Origin of the sequence: Nocardia jinanensis (genome assembly GCF_014645735.1) — a bacterium.
Taxonomy (GTDB): domain Bacteria; phylum Actinomycetota; class Actinomycetes; order Mycobacteriales; family Mycobacteriaceae; genus Nocardia; species Nocardia jinanensis.
Genome location: NZ_BMMH01000003.1, coordinates 459,727 through 476,230 on the forward strand (window position 1 = coordinate 459,727; position 16,504 = coordinate 476,230).

Annotated in this window: 16 protein-coding genes and 1 tRNA gene; 7 read left to right on the forward strand and 10 right to left on the reverse strand. The window is 66.4% G+C overall.

Annotated features, from left to right (window positions below; genetic code table 11):
- Nucleotides 1–58 precede the first annotated feature (58 nt).
- Nucleotides 59–307 (forward strand): hypothetical protein, encoded by a 249-nt coding sequence (locus IEY68_RS10985; protein ID WP_058854177.1) that lies wholly within the window; start codon nt 59–61, stop codon nt 305–307.
- Between the two features lie 991 nt (nt 308–1,298).
- On the opposite strand, the gene IEY68_RS10990 is transcribed toward IEY68_RS10985, so the two are convergent.
- The 3 genes from IEY68_RS10990 to IEY68_RS11000 all read right to left on the reverse strand — a co-directional run bounded on the left by IEY68_RS10990 (nt 1,299) and on the right by IEY68_RS11000 (nt 3,788).
- Entirely contained in the window at nt 1,299–1,838 is a 540-nt protein-coding gene (locus tag IEY68_RS10990; protein ID WP_058854175.1) for a hypothetical protein, read from the reverse strand.
- A 934-nt stretch (nt 1,839–2,772) separates the two neighbouring features.
- Nucleotides 2,773–3,273, reverse strand: coding sequence for a Fic family protein (locus IEY68_RS10995; RefSeq protein WP_189094204.1), 501 nt, complete (start codon nt 3,271–3,273; stop codon nt 2,773–2,775).
- Nucleotides 3,274–3,715: 442 nt separating this feature from the next.
- A tRNA-Asn gene (locus IEY68_RS11000) sits at nt 3,716–3,788 on the reverse strand.
- Nucleotides 3,789–3,986: 198 nt separating this feature from the next.
- On the opposite strand from IEY68_RS11000, the gene IEY68_RS11005 reads away from it, so the two are divergent.
- A complete protein-coding gene (locus tag IEY68_RS11005) occupies nt 3,987–4,235 on the forward strand; it encodes a hypothetical protein (RefSeq protein ID WP_058854172.1) in 249 nt (82 codons plus the stop codon).
- A gap of 6 nt (nt 4,236–4,241) precedes the next feature.
- Here IEY68_RS11005 and dnaG read toward each other — a convergent pair whose 3' ends face one another.
- From dnaG to IEY68_RS11020, 3 genes are all read right to left on the reverse strand, one after another.
- Entirely contained in the window at nt 4,242–6,173 is a 1,932-nt protein-coding gene (gene dnaG / locus IEY68_RS11010) for a DNA primase (protein ID WP_058854171.1), read from the reverse strand.
- Between the two features lie 64 nt (nt 6,174–6,237).
- The gene (locus IEY68_RS11015) at nt 6,238–7,485 is read right to left on the reverse strand and encodes a deoxyguanosinetriphosphate triphosphohydrolase (protein WP_373292968.1); all 1,248 of its coding nucleotides are present in this window, start codon (nt 7,483–7,485) and stop codon (nt 6,238–6,240) included.
- Between the two features lie 68 nt (nt 7,486–7,553).
- Nucleotides 7,554–8,126, reverse strand: coding sequence for a YdcF family protein (locus IEY68_RS11020; protein WP_082681250.1), 573 nt, complete (start codon nt 8,124–8,126; stop codon nt 7,554–7,556).
- A 425-nt stretch (nt 8,127–8,551) separates the two neighbouring features.
- Between IEY68_RS11020 and IEY68_RS11025 the strand changes: the two genes are divergently transcribed.
- Both IEY68_RS11025 and IEY68_RS11030 read left to right on the forward strand, forming a co-directional pair.
- Nucleotides 8,552–9,082 (forward strand): MarR family winged helix-turn-helix transcriptional regulator, encoded by a 531-nt coding sequence (locus tag IEY68_RS11025; RefSeq protein ID WP_058854169.1) that lies wholly within the window; start codon nt 8,552–8,554, stop codon nt 9,080–9,082.
- Between the two features lie 199 nt (nt 9,083–9,281).
- Nucleotides 9,282–10,184 carry a cutinase family protein gene (locus tag IEY68_RS11030; protein ID WP_082681249.1) on the forward strand — a complete coding sequence of 301 codons (903 nt, stop codon included), beginning with the start codon at nt 9,282–9,284 and terminating at the stop codon, nt 10,182–10,184.
- A gap of 164 nt (nt 10,185–10,348) precedes the next feature.
- On the opposite strand, the gene IEY68_RS11035 is transcribed toward IEY68_RS11030, so the two are convergent.
- Together IEY68_RS11035 and IEY68_RS11040 are read right to left on the reverse strand one after the other, a co-directional pair.
- Nucleotides 10,349–10,825 carry a hypothetical protein gene (locus IEY68_RS11035; protein ID WP_058854168.1) on the reverse strand — a complete coding sequence of 159 codons (477 nt, stop codon included), beginning with the start codon at nt 10,823–10,825 and terminating at the stop codon, nt 10,349–10,351.
- A gap of 848 nt (nt 10,826–11,673) precedes the next feature.
- Nucleotides 11,674–12,351, reverse strand: coding sequence for an MBL fold metallo-hydrolase (locus IEY68_RS11040; protein ID WP_058854166.1), 678 nt, complete (start codon nt 12,349–12,351; stop codon nt 11,674–11,676).
- Nucleotides 12,352–12,519: 168 nt separating this feature from the next.
- Between IEY68_RS11040 and IEY68_RS11045 the strand changes: the two genes are divergently transcribed.
- Complete coding sequence (locus IEY68_RS11045; RefSeq protein WP_058854165.1) at nt 12,520–12,789, forward strand: WGxxGxxG family protein; 270 nt, start codon at nt 12,520–12,522, stop codon at nt 12,787–12,789.
- A 108-nt stretch (nt 12,790–12,897) separates the two neighbouring features.
- Here IEY68_RS11045 and IEY68_RS11050 read toward each other — a convergent pair whose 3' ends face one another.
- On the reverse strand, nt 12,898–14,283 hold the full coding sequence (locus IEY68_RS11050; protein WP_058854164.1) for a glycine--tRNA ligase: 1,386 nt from the start codon (nt 14,281–14,283) through the stop codon (nt 12,898–12,900).
- A 278-nt stretch (nt 14,284–14,561) separates the two neighbouring features.
- Here IEY68_RS11050 and IEY68_RS11055 point away from each other — a divergent pair, with 278 nt between their 5' ends.
- On the forward strand, nt 14,562–14,915 hold the full coding sequence (locus IEY68_RS11055) for an ArsR/SmtB family transcription factor (protein WP_058854248.1): 354 nt from the start codon (nt 14,562–14,564) through the stop codon (nt 14,913–14,915).
- Nucleotides 14,916–14,918: 3 nt separating this feature from the next.
- The gene (locus IEY68_RS11060) at nt 14,919–15,362 is read left to right on the forward strand and encodes a Fur family transcriptional regulator (protein WP_189094206.1); all 444 of its coding nucleotides are present in this window, start codon (nt 14,919–14,921) and stop codon (nt 15,360–15,362) included.
- Between the two features lie 77 nt (nt 15,363–15,439).
- Here the strand turns inward: IEY68_RS11060 and IEY68_RS11065 are convergent, their stop codons facing one another.
- A complete protein-coding gene (locus IEY68_RS11065) occupies nt 15,440–16,426 on the reverse strand; it encodes an ABC transporter permease (RefSeq protein WP_058854163.1) in 987 nt (328 codons plus the stop codon).
- Nucleotides 16,427–16,504 lie beyond the last annotated feature (78 nt).

Consider the following 16,504-nt stretch of genomic DNA (forward strand, 5'->3'; position numbering starts at 1 on the left):
GTTCTCCGACGCGCGCCAGACGTCCCTGTTCAGCACATCGAACCCGCGAGGTCGCACCATGCCCGAACAACATCCCCCGCTGCCCACCCGAACCACCAACCGAGCCATGGCCGCCACGCTGCGGCTCTGGCAAGTCACCTGGTGCACGGATCCGACGATCCTCGAACAGGTCGCCGCGGGGCTACGTGAACTACCCGATGCCGCGCCACGAACCCTCCACTCACCCAGCGGTATTCGAACCGCACCGGACACCGATCCGGGCACCGCCGCGGGGATTCCACGGCACCCGGACGATGCCGGATTCTGACAACACCGATCACGGAAAGAACGACATGCCACTGCAAGGCGGGCCGGACTGCGGATGCCGAATCGCGCCCTGGATCCACACCGGAATGCTCGTACCCAAAACGTCCACGGGGCTCTACTACTGCCCGGAAAAGCTGTACTGCCTACGTGGTACCCGCCTCGAAGGCGGCCGGGTAGCCGACCACTGGCGAAACGTCCCCGGTGAATGCCCCTGGATCGGAATGAAAGTCATCGACAGTCCGGCGTGCGAATGCGGGCGCGGACCGTGGATCGATCTCCGGCAGCTACGAATCTCTCTCCGCAAGAACCTCATCGGACCCGTGACCGCTATCGGCTGCCCGGGGCTGTGCCCGGGAACGCTGGTCCCGGTTGTGGACGATCGGGTAGCCGATCATCCACGCGACAGCAGCACCCGATGCCCCTGGTCCGGTACCCGGATCGTCCCGATCGGCTCTCCCCCGCCACTGTTCCCACCAACGCGCTGAGCTACAGGCATCGGATGAGTCGGCCGCAAATGCACAGGTCGTGCCATCAACAGTCCGGATTGTGCAATGGAGACATAAAAGCTCTTACAAAACGTGTCGTGCGCACAAACTTCGGTCGATTACCGCCGCATCGGCTATTTGCAATAAGCCGCTCCAGCATGGTTGGCCGCGCCGATACCAGCATGTGATTCGGCGCTTGTATAACCGGGGCATCTGTCGCGTGCGGTCCCACCGACGTCCGGAAGACTGCCGCTGTGCTCACGTATCGAGAGCGACCTCTCCTGCGACCTGTATTCTCAAAATCCGGACGCAGCGCGAATTGACTACGATATGTCGGCACTGTGTGGTTGCACGCGCCGGGTTCACCGGCAGGAGACCGTGTCGACCCCCTCGAAAATCGACCGGGGAACCCGCCGGGCTACGGAATATCGCCCGGCGGCCCGGTGTGAGGAACTCATGTTCCGACAGTGGTGCTCCCTCGCCGAGCCGGTTCGCGGACGGGCAGTCTTACGCTGGGCCGTCGCGAAGTTGTTCATTGATCAGATCCACCGCCGCGCGCACGACGACTCGGTCCTTTTCCTTCTCCTCTTCGGACAGGCGGCCATAGGGTAGTGACTGGTCGGGTGGCGCCCAATCCCGGTTTCGGTCCAGCCAGGCAATATGAACTTGTTCACTCGCGTCCTCGACGAACCCGGCCCGGGCGGGGTCACGGCCGGCGAGGTGTTCGTCCAGGGCAAGCGGTAGCGCCACTTTCGCGGATTCCTGATTCTCCCGCCGATAGTCGAGAGGCAGGTCGCGATAGTCGGTATTGGCGATATCGACCTGGTCTGTGCCGTGCGCTGTTATCCACTCCTGATCATCTCGCACCTGTTTGGGCCGTTCCTCGTAACGTCCGTCGTCGCGCAGCCGCGGTGCGCGCCATTCGTTGTGCAAGCGAGATGCCAGCTCCTCGGTCAGCTCGTCTCGACGCGCCGCCGACAGGCTTCCCCGGCCCTGAGCGCGAGGCCGCGCGGCAATATCGGGCTGATCGCCGAAATCCCGGTCCATTGTTCCGGGTATCGCACTGTCTTCCCGACCCATTGTTCTGCTCGCATCCAGCGCAGAGTCGGCGGCCCCCCGAGTTGGTGACTCGTGTATACGGGTGACGCCCGCTGCAGCATTCATCAATCGGTGCAGAACTTCTTTTACTACATTTGGCAATCCGGCCATGAAGATCCTGATTTCGTAGTCGTCCGGGCGATGCCCGAGATACTCGGAGCGGAGGGGGTGATTGCCGGCCCCGGGCCGACTCGCTGCACCAGACGATGAGTGGCCGGATACTGCTCACTACTCGGCCTGAACCCGACCGGCCCCGGGTCCGGGGCCGGGGATCGTGCCGAACCGCCGGACGATCACACGAACCGTCGACAGCTCGGGTCGTTCGGGTAGAGAGACCGCGATATCGTTCCCGCCCGGTCGTTGCGCGGGCGCCGCATCGACACATTCGGCCGACTCGCAGTGCATCCGCGCACGGCGGCGATACGGTGCGACACCGACGTGGCGTCACACGAGATGATCAACAGCTCAGGACATAGCGCTCATCAACTTCCCTGGTCAGCGTGATCCGAGATTAACCAGCGGCTCGCTGCCGAGATAGGTGCCCAGGGGCCAGACTTCGCGAAGAGCCCAGTGCAGATTGCACATGAGATGCGTTGGTGCCCTGTGGGTCTCGCCTACGCCGTTGGTGCGCTCACCGCTCGTGCCCAGAGGTCTCCCACACCTCCGCGCCTTGCCGCGAGATGAAGGTGGAGCGCGTCGAAGCCGAGTTCGGCATGATGGCGACATGGCTGATGGGTGTCCCGGATACCGGGCCGACGAATTGCTCGGCCGGCTGGACGGGAGCATCGTGATACATCCGGCACTCACTGAGCTCGTAGGACCAGAGATTGCGATGCTGAACGGCTTCACCGACAGGCATTGGATGTGCTGGCCCCTGATCGGGTCACCGACGGTCGGTATCGCCGACCCCGACCCGGTTGGCGCGCTCAGCTAGGGCAGTAAGACCCAGGTGGGCGTCGGCTTTACAGCACACGATTTTGCCCTTGTGCTTCTTCGAGCGGCCGAGTATTCCGGCGTCGGCCAACTCGGTGAGGGCACGGTGGGCGGCGACAGCCGAGACGCCGTACCGAGTGGCGGCCGATTCGGTGGTGAGTACGGGGTGTGTGGACAAGTCCGCGAGGATCTTCATGACGACCGCATCGCGACGGGCTAGGGCGGGACTGGTGCCCCGTCGGCGACGGTGCTCGACCAGGCGTTGCAGGAGTTGATCACCAAGTGCGGCGGCGTCTCGGGCCAGCCGCACTCCGGTCTGCGCTGCCTGCTCGGCGGCCTGGGCGAACCCGATGACCCACTCATCGGTGTATGGTTCCGGATCGCGGTAGGAGGTCAGGCCCGCCAGATAGACGTCGGTGCGCGCGGCGAACACGGCACTGATCGGGACCAACGTGTACCGCAGGGCATCACAGCGCCTCCAGGTATGGAGGCTCTGCACCGCGCCCAGGACGATTCGTGGTCCCGCAGGCGTCGCCGGCGACCCCAGCCGGGCGATCGTCGGGGCGGTAGCGGAGCCGAATTCTCCCAGTTCGTATACGTCGCCCCACCCACGTAACCAGCAATCAGCTCCCGAACCCGACCATCATCGAGACGACGCATCCGCCCAGCTGAACCCACCGGCTCGACCCGAAGTTCGGGACCGTCGGCCTCCGGGATGGTTCGAACTGATCGGCGTCGGGCCCACACCTTCAGGGGCACGAACCCGCGAAGAACGATCACCATGTCGTTCGACTGAATGGAAGTTCGGCGCGGAAACTTTGCTGCGTTTTTGGTGATCGGCCGAAAATAACAGCAGGTCAAGCCTTACTATCGGGCTCGACCTGCTGTTCGTGCTCCCCCAACTGGACTCGAACCAGTAACCTGCCGATTAACAGTCGGCTGCTCTGCCAATTGAGCTATAGGGGATTGCTCCCGGCCTCGCCCGTACCGGGCTGGCCGAGAGGAAACTTTAGCGTATGGGTGGGCACGCGCCCAAATCGCGGGGTCGAACCGGTGGGGGCGGCGAAAACGGGGCCCGAGCGGCAGGTGGGAGTCGGATCGACAGGTGTCGGTGCGGTCGGGCAGGATAGGTCAGCACGGACTACCGGGAGGAGCTCCACCCATATGCTGCGGTTGATCATCGGTATCGCTGCCGGTTATGTACTGGGCAGTAAAGCCGGGCGGGCGCGCTACGAGCAGATCAGTGCGAGTGCGCGCGCGGTCGCGGGAAGCCCGGTGACCCGCAAGCTGGTGCAGATGAGCCGGCAGCGCCTCTCGGACAAGTTGAGCACCCAGCCGAAACTGGAGCCGATGGAGCCGCTCGACGAACGCACCACCGTGATGGTGCCGCACGATCAGTTGCGGCGGCGCTAGATAGGTTCAGGCAGCGCCGAATTCGTTGTTGCCCATGGCCTGTTCGAGCAGACTCTTGCGGTACTGCTCGAGGGCGACGAGATCGGCGAACAGTGCCATATAGGTCTCCGGCTCGTCCACCGAGGAGACTCGGTGCAGTCGTGATTTCAGTTCGGCGATCTGCCGGCCGACCAGGACCGCCTGGGCATTGGCGAGGACACCGGTGATGAACCGCGGGATATCGGCGGTGGTTTTCACCGGCAGCGGCTCACTGGCCAGTTCGGAGATCAGGGCGCGCAGTGTGAGGTCGTCGGTGAGTTCGCTGATCGTGCCCACCCAGTCCGCGCCCGACAGCCCGGCCGATGCTCCCCCGGCTTCGGCCATGAGAACGCGCACCGCGATATAGGCGGGGTGGGTGAAGGCGTCGGCTTCCAGAGCGTCGAATGCCGGGCCCGCGATCTCCGGGTACTGTAGTCCGGCGGCGAGGGCTTGGCGCTGGGAACGCAGCACCGGATCGCGGGGATCGGGACGAGCCGCCGACTGGGAAGGGACCACCCCGGACTGCTCGGCCCGGGGTGTGCGGGTGGGCGGGGCGGCGGCCGCGCCGCGCAGCTTGCGGGCCTCCTCGTCGACCCGGCGGTACACCAGCTGCGGATCCTGCCAGCCGGTCCATTCGGCCAGCTGGGTGGCATAGCGTTTGCGCAGGCCGTGATCCTTGATCTGGGCGACGATGGGAACCGCCCAGCGCATCACCTCGACCTGGCTGTCATAGGTGAGGGCGCGTGTGCGGCTGTCCTCACGTTTCGCGATCTCCTGCCGCAGCGCGAAGTCGAACAGCGGCTCACGGCGGGCGACCATATCGCGCAGGGCGGCGTCGCCGGAATGCTGGCGCATCTCGCACGGGTCCTGGCCGTCGGGTGAGACCACCACGTAGGTCTGCCCGGCCACCTTCTGATCGCCGAGGAACGCTTTGAGGGCGGCGGCCTGACCGGCGGCATCGCCGTCGAAAGTGAAGATGATCTCGCCGCGCCAGAAATTATCGTCCATGAGCAGGCGGCGCAGGATCGCCAGATGGTCGTCGCCGAAGGCGGTGCCGCACGCGGCGACGGCGGTTTTCACCCCGGCCAGATGCATGGCCATCACATCGGTGTAGCCCTCGACGACCACGGCCTGATGCCCCTTGGCGATCTCCCGTTTGGCATGTTCGAGACCGAAGAGCACCTGAGACTTCTTGTACAGCAGGGTTTCCGGGGTGTTGACATACTTGCCCGGCATGGTGTCGTCTTCGAAGAGTTTGCGGGCGCCGAAGCCGATCACATCGCCGCCGAGATTGCGGATGGGCCACAGCAGCCGCCGGTGGAACCGGTCGATCGGGCCACGCCGGCCCTGCCGGGACAGACCCGCCGCCTCGAGTTCCTTGAAATCGAAGCCCCGGTTCAGCAGATGCTTGGTGAGGACATCCCAGCCGTCGGGGGCGTAACCGCAGCCGAACTGAGTCCACGCGGCCTCGTCGAAATTGCGCTCGGTGAGATATTTGCGCGCGACAGTGGCATCGGGGCCGCGCAACCGCTCGACGTAGAACTCGTGCGCGGCGGCATTCGCGGCCACCAGCCGGGACCGGGTACCGCGGTCACGCTGGACCGAGGTCCCGCCGCCCTCGTAATTGATCCGGTAGTTGAGCCGGTCGGCCATCTGCTCCACGGCTTCCACGAAACCGATGTGCTCGATCTTCTGCAGGAAGGCGTACACGTCGCCGCCCTCATTGCACCCGAAGCAGTGGAAAAGTCCGTGGTTGGGCCGCACGTGGAAGGACGGAGACTTCTCGTCGTGGAACGGACACAGGCCCTTCATCGAATCCGGGCCGCCCCGTTTGAGCGCCACATATTCGCCCACCACATCCTCGATCCGGACGCGCTCCCGAATGGCGGTGATATCGCGAGCAGGTATTCGTCCGGTCACGGAGTCGAGTCTAGGCCAGCGGGGCCACGCCAGAACCCGAGCACCCTCACCGTGGTGTGCCCGCTCACCACTGAAGAGTGGCGGCGATGCGTTCGAGGCGGCTCTCGGTGTAGGAGGCGATCTGGTCGACGATCACCCGCACCCGGGCGCTGTCGTCGGTCGCGGCATCCCACCAGGGCAGCAGCAGGGGGTCGAGCGCGGCGGGGCCGGTGGCCAGCAGATGTTCGGCGACGGCGGTGAGCCTGTCACGCTGCTCGGCCTGGCGCAGTTTGTGGTCGGGATCGGACATGACATAGCGCAGCGCCACCGTCTTCAGCACCGCGACCTCGGCGGCCGCCACCGGTGGCACGACCAGGTCGGCGGAGTAGCGGGCCAGCGGTCCGGGGCAGGTCTCGCGCGTCGCCACGACCGCCGCGTTCGCGAACCTGCCGACGAGTTCGCTGGTGAGCCGCTTCAACGCGACCGAACTGGTCAGGGTGCCGTCGTAGACGAAGACATCGGCCACCACCGGCAGTTCGGAGAGCCGCTGTGCGGCGGCCACCAGATCGTCGACCGAGAGGCCGCGGTGCTGCACATGCCCGAGTTCGGCGAGCGCCACCCGCTCCACCGGGTCGGCCAGGGCCCGCAGATCGATACGCCCGGCGAGGATGCCGTCCTCCACATCGTGCACCGAGTAGGCCACATCGTCGGACCAGTCCATCACCTGGCATTCCAGGGCCGGCCGCCGATCGGGGGCAGCTTTGCGGACCCAGGACAGCCGGTCGGCGTCCGCTTCGTAGGCGCCGAATTTGCCACCGGCCTCGGTGCGGTGCCAGGGGTATTTGATCGCGGCGTCGAGGGCGGCGCGAGTGAGGTTGAGCCCGACGCTGCCGCCGTAGGAGTCGAGCACCTTCGGTTCGAGGCGGGTGAGGATCCGCAGATTCTGGGCGTTGCCCTCGAAGCCGCCGAAATCGGCGGCGAAGATATCGAGTGCTTTCTCCCCGTTGTGCCCGTAGGGCGGATGGCCGATATCGTGCGCCAGACCCGCGAGTTCGGCCAGGTCGGGATCGCATCCGAGACCGTCGGCGATACCGCGGCCGATCTGCGCGACCTCCAGCGAATGCGTGAGCCTGGTGCGCGGGGTGTCACCGTCGCGGGGACCCATCACCTGCGTCTTGTCGGCGAGGCGGCGCAGGGCGGCAGAATGCAGCACTCGGGCACGGTCGCGCGCGAATTCGGTGCGGTGGCCGTTGCCGTGGGCGCCGGCACCGGCCAGGCCGGCCGTTTTGGGCGCCTCGACGACCAGGCGTTCGCGATCGTGCTCGGTGTAGATCACCGCACCCAGTCTGCCACCGGGCGGTGACCGATCGGGATGTTCGACGGCACCGGCGGGTGAAGGGTTCACTGCCCGGCGGTGTAGTTGAAATCCGCCGAGAAATGCGTGAGCTGATACCAGAGCAGCGCCGCGGTCTCCCGGGCGATCCCGTGGGCCTGCGATTCCCGGGTGTACACGGCGGGGCCGGTGCGGGTGGGCGCGGTCCAGGCGTCGAGTCCGGCGTCGCGGGCCATGGTGCGAGTGCGCAGCGAATGCCACGGATCGCTGACCAGTACCGCCGATTCGAGTTCGCGTCCGTGCATCGCGTCGGCCACGGCCTCGATACTGCGCAGGGTGTCGGAGCCGGTCTCCACCGCGAGAATGGCGTCCTCCGGGACGCCCGCTTCCATCAGGTACATCTTCCCCGAGGCGGCCTCGGTGTAGAGGTCGCCTTCCTGTTTTCCGCCGACCGTGACGACCAGATCCGACACTCCCTGCTCGTACAGGCTGGCCGCCTGATAGAGACGCGCCTCGAACACCGACGACGGGGTCCCGGAATACTGCGCCGCGCCCAGGACCACGATCGCGTCTGCCCTGGTGTAATCCTCGATCCGGGCCACCTGCCACACCCGCACGGCGGTACCGCACACCAGGATCATCCCCACCACGAGGGCTCCACCGATCAGCCGTCCGCCCCAGCGCAGGATTCCGGCGCCGATTCCGCGCGCAGCACCGGAATCGGCACGCGAGTCCGGTCGTGTACGCACTGGCGTCCAAGTCACGACACAAGTCTGCCAGGCAGGTTCCGGGCCGCGAACACCGCGCGATCACACCCCTCCGGTTCGCCACGGCGCGACGGGAAATCGTCTCCGCTGGTCAGCGGCTCGTAGATCGGCAGACGGCAGCACAGAGCGGGCGAACCGGACGGTGCGGGGAGGCGCGCATCGATTCGACGGGCGCACCTCGAGCCCCGAATCGTTATCAGCGGGACTCCGCAGCGCGAACGAAACCGCCCCCGCGGTCATCCGGACGCGCGCAACGACTCTGCCACGGGCCGGAAACCGTAGTCGAGCATCTCCTCGTCGTGGACGACACTCATGACAGCCTGAGCGCGCAGATCGGTGGCCGGCGCTATCTCGCGCACCGCTCCAACCGCGCCCTGCGGCGATATCAACTGGCACTACGCCACCTCGGCGTAGTGTCGTGCCTCGCCGCGGGCGGCCCGCTCGACCAGCGCGCCCTGATCACCCGGCTCCAGGTGGACAAATCGTCGATGGTGTACATCGTCGACGAGCTGGAACGACAGGGTCCGGCCGAACGCCGCCGCGACGAACGCGACCGCCGCAGCTATGCGGTACGCCTCACCCCATGCGGCCTAGATCGGCTCGCCGCCGAGAAGGCCACCGAACAGGCGATGACCGAACTACTCGCCCCGCTGCCGCCCCGCGACCGCGGGCAACTGAACGAACTGCCGACCCGCTTCACGGACACGCCGCCGACACGGAATGAGCGCGGCACACCGACCGGACCCCGAAACCGCCGCGAGCGGGTGAATTTCGCGACAGGCCACCGCCCGACAGTGAATATCTCGTTGATCGGGTCCGAACACCGGTAGATTCGACTTCCGGAACGGGCGCGGATGTGCTTGGCTATCCCTCGGCGAGAACTGCTGCGTCCCCGATCGACCCATCGGTGACCACGGACTCGCACCCACACGTCACACCACAGAGGCGTGGCTGCCCGTCGACTGTTTTGGGAATCCTGGGAACAGGTGAACGGCCGGTGGCCGTCTCGGTGAGCACATGGAGTACACGATGTTTTCTGGATGGAAGAGCGCCACCGCCGGTATGGCGGTAACCCTCGCGGCGGTCCTCGCCCCCGCGGTGGCGACGAACGCCCACGCGGCGCCCGAGGGCTGCCCGAACCTGTATGTGGTCGCCATCCCCGGCACCTGGGAGACGTCGAAAGCCGAGCCGGGCAGGGGAATGCTCGCCTTGGCCGCCGACGGACTGCCGGGCAACTCCCAAACCGACTACGTCGCCTACACCGCGACCGCCTTCCCCTGGGAGGGAGAGGTCTACGGTCGGTCCAAGAACGAGGCGGTCGCCGGCGCCCGCGGACTCATCGCCGATGTGGCGCGCCGCTGCGGCAACACCCGGTTCGCCCTTCTCGGCTACAGCCAGGGCGCCGATGCCGCCGGTGACCTCGCGGTCGAGATCGGTACCGGCCTCGGTGTGGTTCCCGCCGACCGGGTGGGCCTGGTCGGCCTGATCGCCGACCCCCGCCGCTCCCCCCTCGACAACCTCGTCGGCCCACCGGTTCCCGGCGCCGGAGCGGGCGGCACCCGCCTGACCGGTTTCGGCTGGCTGAGCAACCGCACCTACACCTTCTGCGCGGTCGGCGACCTGTACTGCTCGACTCCCGACGGCGATTTCGCGGCCCGGATCGCCGGATTCTTCGCCCAGGTCTCCAACGCCGATCCCACCCAGCTCGGCAACTACCAGACCCTCGGTATGCAGCTGCTCAACGACGCCCTGGCCGCGGGCGGGCTCGGCCTGCTGCACGACCAGCTCAACGGCAGCGCCTACGAGGAACGCAAGAAGCAGGTCGACGACTTCGTCAAATCCGGTATCCACCAGAGCTACCCGCACTACCAGGTGGCCGGCGGCGCCACCGCCCTGAGCTGGCTGCGTCGGAAACTCACCGAGTTGTCCTGAATCACCCCGCCTCCGGCACCGTTGCCACGGCCGCCGGGCGCGGTGACACACCGAATCCCCGATCACCGTCCGAGTGAGCATTCCGCCCGGTCGGTGGCGGGTTCGGATCATGGTGCCGGCCACAGCATGCGCGCGAGCCGAGAAGAACCGGGGCTCGCCACAGTTCACACCACGCCGTACTTCTCATCACCGGGAGCATCGAAGCGGATCATTCCCACGAGCGCGTCTTTCAACTCCAGTCCGGGTCCAGGCTTCTTGGCGTGCATGAACATATTCTTGCCGTCGGGGTCGGCCGACATTTCTTCCTTGGTCGGCGTTCTCAGCTTGTCGCCGTCGTAGATGAACAAGACGCCGGGATCTCGATGTCCCGCCATGATGTCTTCGACAACACTGCCCCCGATATGCGTCCAGGGGCCATTCGGATCCGCTCCTCCGTGCACACGTGCGTCTTCCACGAGCTTCGGAACTGCGAGATCCCGATCCGCCGAGACCCATCGGAATTCCAGGTCCAATTCCTCCAGTTTTCCACCTTGCTGCGCCTGCATATTGTCCAGGAGTCCGATGAGCCTTTTCTCGGAGGCCGAAAACTCTGTTCCGCGCATTTCGTCGAACGCCGCAAGATGCTTGACCTCACCGATCATGCAGGAAAGGGAAAGCTTATCGGCGAGGCTCGCAAAGCTGCCTCTGTCCTCTTGGCTGAGTCGCAATACGAAGTGTTCGACCCGACCGGGTGCCGGGGAGTCGCTGTGGGATCCGGTGATCGGCGACGGAGTTTCCTTTTCGAGGGGAGGCGATGCCTGTGCGGGGCGTGACGTGGGTGCTCCGCGGGAGTCCCCCGGTGACCGATCCGCCTCACGCGAACCGGCCGGGATCTGCTGCCTACCGCGTTCGGCGGCATGTCGATGCGTATCCGCCGCTCGGGTGGCACCACCCGAGACGCCGTCCACCTTGTCGTGAAGGTGGCCACCGGTCCGCCGGCTGAGCAGCTCCACCAAGTCGTCCCGCAACCGCCGGCACAGCTCATTCGCGGTGCCGTCCGGGAAACCTCTCACCGCAGACCACCCCCGTCGACACGGCGGCGGAGTTCGAGCGCGGACCTCATGGCGTACCGGCGACGGCCGTCACAGCCGGGTGGCCGTGGCCGGTTCCGCTGCTGATACCGAACGTCACCACCGACCCGGCTTTCGATATCTCCGATATCGGCGCGACCGCCCGATTTCGGCAGTATACGAACCCACCCCATCCGCTGACCTCCCCCGCGCTACCGTAGATAGCTCCCCGAGTCGTCCCTACGCCAAGGAGCATCGCGCCAGGATTTCTCAGAAGTTACCGCATCCGGTGTGCCGCCACGGTCGGTACGCCACCTACGGCACGGAGCGGTGCGCAGAACCGCACGGGCCGCGGGTCGCGGATGCCTCGCCGGGATATCGCGGCGGCGATGGCTGTCGACCGGGCCGGTGCGACCGACCCGCCGCCGCCCGCGATGCGCTCACCAGCCCCGGCCCTTCCAATCCGCCAGCTGCGGCCGCTCGGCACCCAGGGTGGTGTCGTCCCCGTGTCCCGGGTACACGGCCGTATCGTCGCCGTAGCGGTCGAACAGCTTAGTGGTCACACCGTCTAGCAGGGTGGTGAAATCTCCCGGACGCCAGGTTTTTCCGATTCCTCCTGGAAACAAGCAATCTCCGGTGAACAGGTGTGTCCGGCCGGCCCCGTCGGTGAGGGCGAGGGCGACCGATCCGGGAGTGTGCCCGACCAGGTGGATCACCTCGAGGGTCAGCTCGCCGACATCGACCGCATCCCCCTCGGCCAGGGTGCGGTGCGGAGGTACCGGAAGCGGGTCGGCGTCCAGAGAATGCGCCGCGGTGGGCGCACCGGTGGCGGCGGTGACGGCTTCGAGCGCCTGCCAGTGGTCGCCGTGCTGATGAGTGGTGACGATCAGGCCGATCCCGCCGGTGGTCTCCTGCTCGATCAGCTCGATGATCCGGCCGGCTTCGTTGGCGGCGTCGATCAGCAGGGCGGCTCCGGTGGCGGCGCACTGGACGAGGTAGGTGTTGTTGTCCATCGGGCCGACCGACATCTTGGTCACCCGGGCACCCGGGATCTCGCGACGCTGGGCTGCAGAACCCGGTGAGACATGGCCGGTATAGGACGTGTCGATGGTGATCACATCCCGATGCTAGCGAGACGGGCGAGAGATTCCCCGGAAGTCGCGTCCGGACGGTCCTCGGCCCGATGGTGCTCGCCTGGGCAGTGCGCGAGACAGTTCTCTGGGCGGTGGTTTGCGTTGATCATGTCGGGGTATGGCGGCAGCGCCCAACGAGGAAAGGAGATACTCATGCGCAAGACTGTCGCAGTTGCTCTATCGTCCCTCGTTCTGACCTTCGGCGGAGCGGGCGTAGTCGCGGCCGATCCGCTGGAACAGCCGCAGCCGGTGGTCGCGGTCGCACAGCACAATGTGGCCGACGAGCACGAACAAGAAAGCGACAAGACCGGTCTCTGGGGTCTACTCGGCTTGCTCGGCCTGCTCGGTTTGGGCGGCCTGGCCAAGCGGAACAAGGACACGACGCGTTACGACAACACCACGACCCCGCGCCGGCCGACATAGCCCGAGCGGCAGGACCCGGCTCGAACGATGACGCCGGCGCGAGGAGGCCGCCCCAGGACAGCTCGCACCTCGCGCCGGCGTCCGATCGGTATCAACGCGCCGATGCCTCTAGCAGCCGAGCAGCCGCTGCGCGAGATAACCCTCGACCTGATCCAGGGCGATCCGCTCCTGGGTCATGGTGTCGCGTTCGCGCACCGTGACCGCCTGGTCGTCGAGAGTGTCGAAATCGACCGTGATGCAGAACGGAGTGCCGATCTCGTCCTGGCGGCGATAGCGGCGGCCGATGGCGCCGGCGTCGTCGAATTCGACGTTCCAGTTCCGGCGCAGCCGGGCGGCGAGGTCCTTGGCCTTCGGGGTGAGGTCGGCGTTGCGCGACAGCGGCAGCACGGCTGCCTTGACCGGCGAGAGGCGGCGATCCAGGCGCAGCACCGTGCGGGTATCCACACCGCCCTTCGCGTTCGGGGCCTCGTCCTCGGCGTACGCGTCGACCAGGAACGCCATCAGCGAACGGGTCAGACCGGCGGCGGGCTCGATCACGTACGGAACGTAGCGTTCCTCGGTGGTCTGGTCGTAGTAGCTCAACTCCGCGCCGGAATGCTTGGCGTGCGTGGACAGATCGTAGTCGGTGCGGTTGGCGATACCTTCCAGCTCGCCCCATTCACCGCCCTGGAAACCGAAGCGGTACTCGATATCGGTGGTACCGGCCGAATAGTGCGAGAGCTTCTCTTTCGGATGCTCGAAAAGACGCAGGTTCTCCGGGTCGATACCCAGGTCGGTGTACCAGGAGAAGCGGGTGTCGATCCAGTATTTGTGCCATTCGGCGTCCTCGCCGGGTTTGACGAAGAACTCCATCTCCATCTGCTCGAATTCGCGCGTGCGGAAGATGAAGTTGCCGGGGGTGATCTCGTTACGGAAGCTCTTGCCGATCTGGGCGATACCGAACGGCGGCTTCTTGCGCGCGGTGGTCATCACGTTCGCGAAGTTCACGAAAATGCCCTGGGCGGTCTCCGGGCGCAGATAGTGCAGGCCCTCTTCGTCGTCGACCGGGCCGAGGTAGGTCTTCAGCAGGCCGGAGAAGTTCTTGGGCTCGGTCCAGCTGCCGGGCTGACCGGTCTCCGGGTCGTTGATATCGGCGAGGCCATTGGCGGGCGGACGGCCGTGCTTGGCTTCGTAGGCCTCGAGCAGATGGTCGGCCCGGTAACGCTTGTGGGTGTGCAGGGATTCGACGAGCGGATCGGAGAACGTCTCGACGTGGCCGGAGGCCACCCAGACCTGGCGCGGCAGGATCACCGACGAATCGAGGCCGACCACATCCTCGCGGCTGGTGACCGTGGAGCGCCACCACTGCTTCTTGATGTTCTCCTTGAGCTCGACGCCCAGCGGACCGTAGTCCCACGCCGATTTGGTACCGCCGTAGATCTCACCACACGGGTACACCAGACCCCGGCGCTTGGCGAGGTTGGCAACGGTGTCCACCTTCGACTTGGGTGCCACGCGAGAATTCTCCATCCACTACGAATCGCCAGTAGTTACGCCGCCCGGACCGGGCTACGTGATCGCGGTTGCCCACGGTAGCTACTCTGCCGTGCGCGGCTGATCGGGTACAGCCTAGTGGGTGCTCCCGGTGGATCCCATCGGCAGCCTGCGCGGGGCCCGGAGCAGACGCGCCGTTTCACCCGACGAACCATAATTCGCGCTCGCATCGGCATGGGCATTTGACATGCATACCCATGCATATCAAAATGGGACCGGTTTCCAATAAGGAGTGGACCATGACAACGCACACTGCCGCCGCCGGACAGCACAATCCCTATCGCTCCCCGGCACCGGTCCCGATACCCACCCGGACGGTACTGGAGAACGCCGGGGAACTGCTGCGCGCACTCGCGGCACCCGTTCGCATCGCCATCGTGCTACAACTGCGGGAGTCGCCGCGCTGTGTGCACGAGCTGGTGGACGCCCTCGGTGTTACACAACCCCTGGTCAGCCAGCATCTGCGGATTCTCAAATCGGCCGGGGTGGTACACGGTGAGCGTTCGGGCCGGGAGGTCCTCTACGAACTCGTCGACGACCATCTGGCACATATCGTGGTCGACGCAGTAGCGCACGCCGAAGAAGAAGGGTAATTCGTGTCCGAGAACCTGGTCACCGGCAAAGGGACCACCACACAGAGAGCAGTCGGTATTCGCACCACGCGGCAACGCAACGCGATCGCCGCGCTACTGGAGGATATCGACAGGTTCCGGTCGGCTCAGGAGCTACACGACGAGCTACGCAGCCGCGGCGAGGGAATCGGACTCACCACCGTCTACCGAACACTGCAATCGCTCGCCGACGCCGGAATGGTCGACGTCCTGCGCACCGATAACGGCGAATCGGTCTACCGGCAATGCTCGACCGGCCATCACCACCACCTGGTGTGCCGCCACTGCGGCCGCACCGTCGAGGTCGCCGGGCCGACCGTGGAGGCGTGGGCGGCGAGCACCGCCTCCAGCCACGGGTTCACCGAAGTCAGCCATACGCTGGAGATCTTCGGCACCTGCCACTCCTGCTCCGCGGTCGGACGGCGCTAGCATTCCGAAAAGCTCCGAAAACCGGCGAAGGCCGCTACCACCGGGTGGTAGCGGCCTTCGCCGTGCCGGGTTCCAGATCAGGCAGTGACCGGCACCGGCTCCGAGGCCGGACCAGTGGACAGAGCGGGCTCGGCGCGGTCGCGATCACGGATCGCACCGATTCCGAGCAGCACGACCGCGAACCCCGCCCATGCCAGCAGGATCAGGATCGGGCGCAGCGCCCCGGCCCCGTCGAAGAACGCGACCGATCGGAGCAGCGAGGCCGCTGCCCCCGGGGGCAGCAACTGGCCGATCGCGCCCCACGGCTGCGGCAGCAGTTCGGGAGCGGCGGTGGCGGCCGAGAACGGGTTACCGATGAGCAGCATGGTCAGGGCAGCGATACCGATTCCGGCGCGGCCGATCACCGTGGCCAGGCCGGTGACAGTACCCGCGACCGCGAACGAGACCAGTCCGGCCACCGCCGACAAGGTGAGGTAATCGCCGGGAACGATGGACAACCACCCCTGGGTGACCAGCATGCTCAGCAGACCACCGGCGATACCGAAGACGAGGACGCCGAGGGCACGGCCACCGGCCGAGGGCACCAGGAGTGTCAGCAGTACACCGCCCGCGATACCCGCCATGACGAGCGGGAGCGCCATGGCGCCGAATCCGGCCCCGCGCGGATCGTCGGGGTCGGCCGGGACCACATCCTCGACGGGTGCGGCCGGTGCACCGGACAGCTGCTGACCGATCTGGGTGAGCTGCTGAGCGACCGCTGGAGCCGCACCGGAAGCGACGAGCATCCGGGGCGCGCCGCCGCCGGTGACGATCGCGCCGTAGACCTCACGCTCATTGATCGCTTCGCGAGCGGCCGTCTCGTCGGGCAGGACGGTCAGTTCGAATGCGCCCGGATTCTGGCCGCTGAGCCGGGCCTCGACCACCGCCGCCTGCGGACCTGCCACGGCGAGGGGCAGATCACGGGGCGCGATATTGGTCGCCGGCCATGCGAAGGCGACCAGCATCAGCGCTTGCAACAGGGCCGCGCCCACCCCGAGTGCCACGGCACGCTGGATGACGTTCATGACGTTCTCCCCAGAAAATCGAAGGCTCGTTCTTTTTCTGCATTCACCGTCCCACCGGGCCCAGCGCTTGTCAAGAAC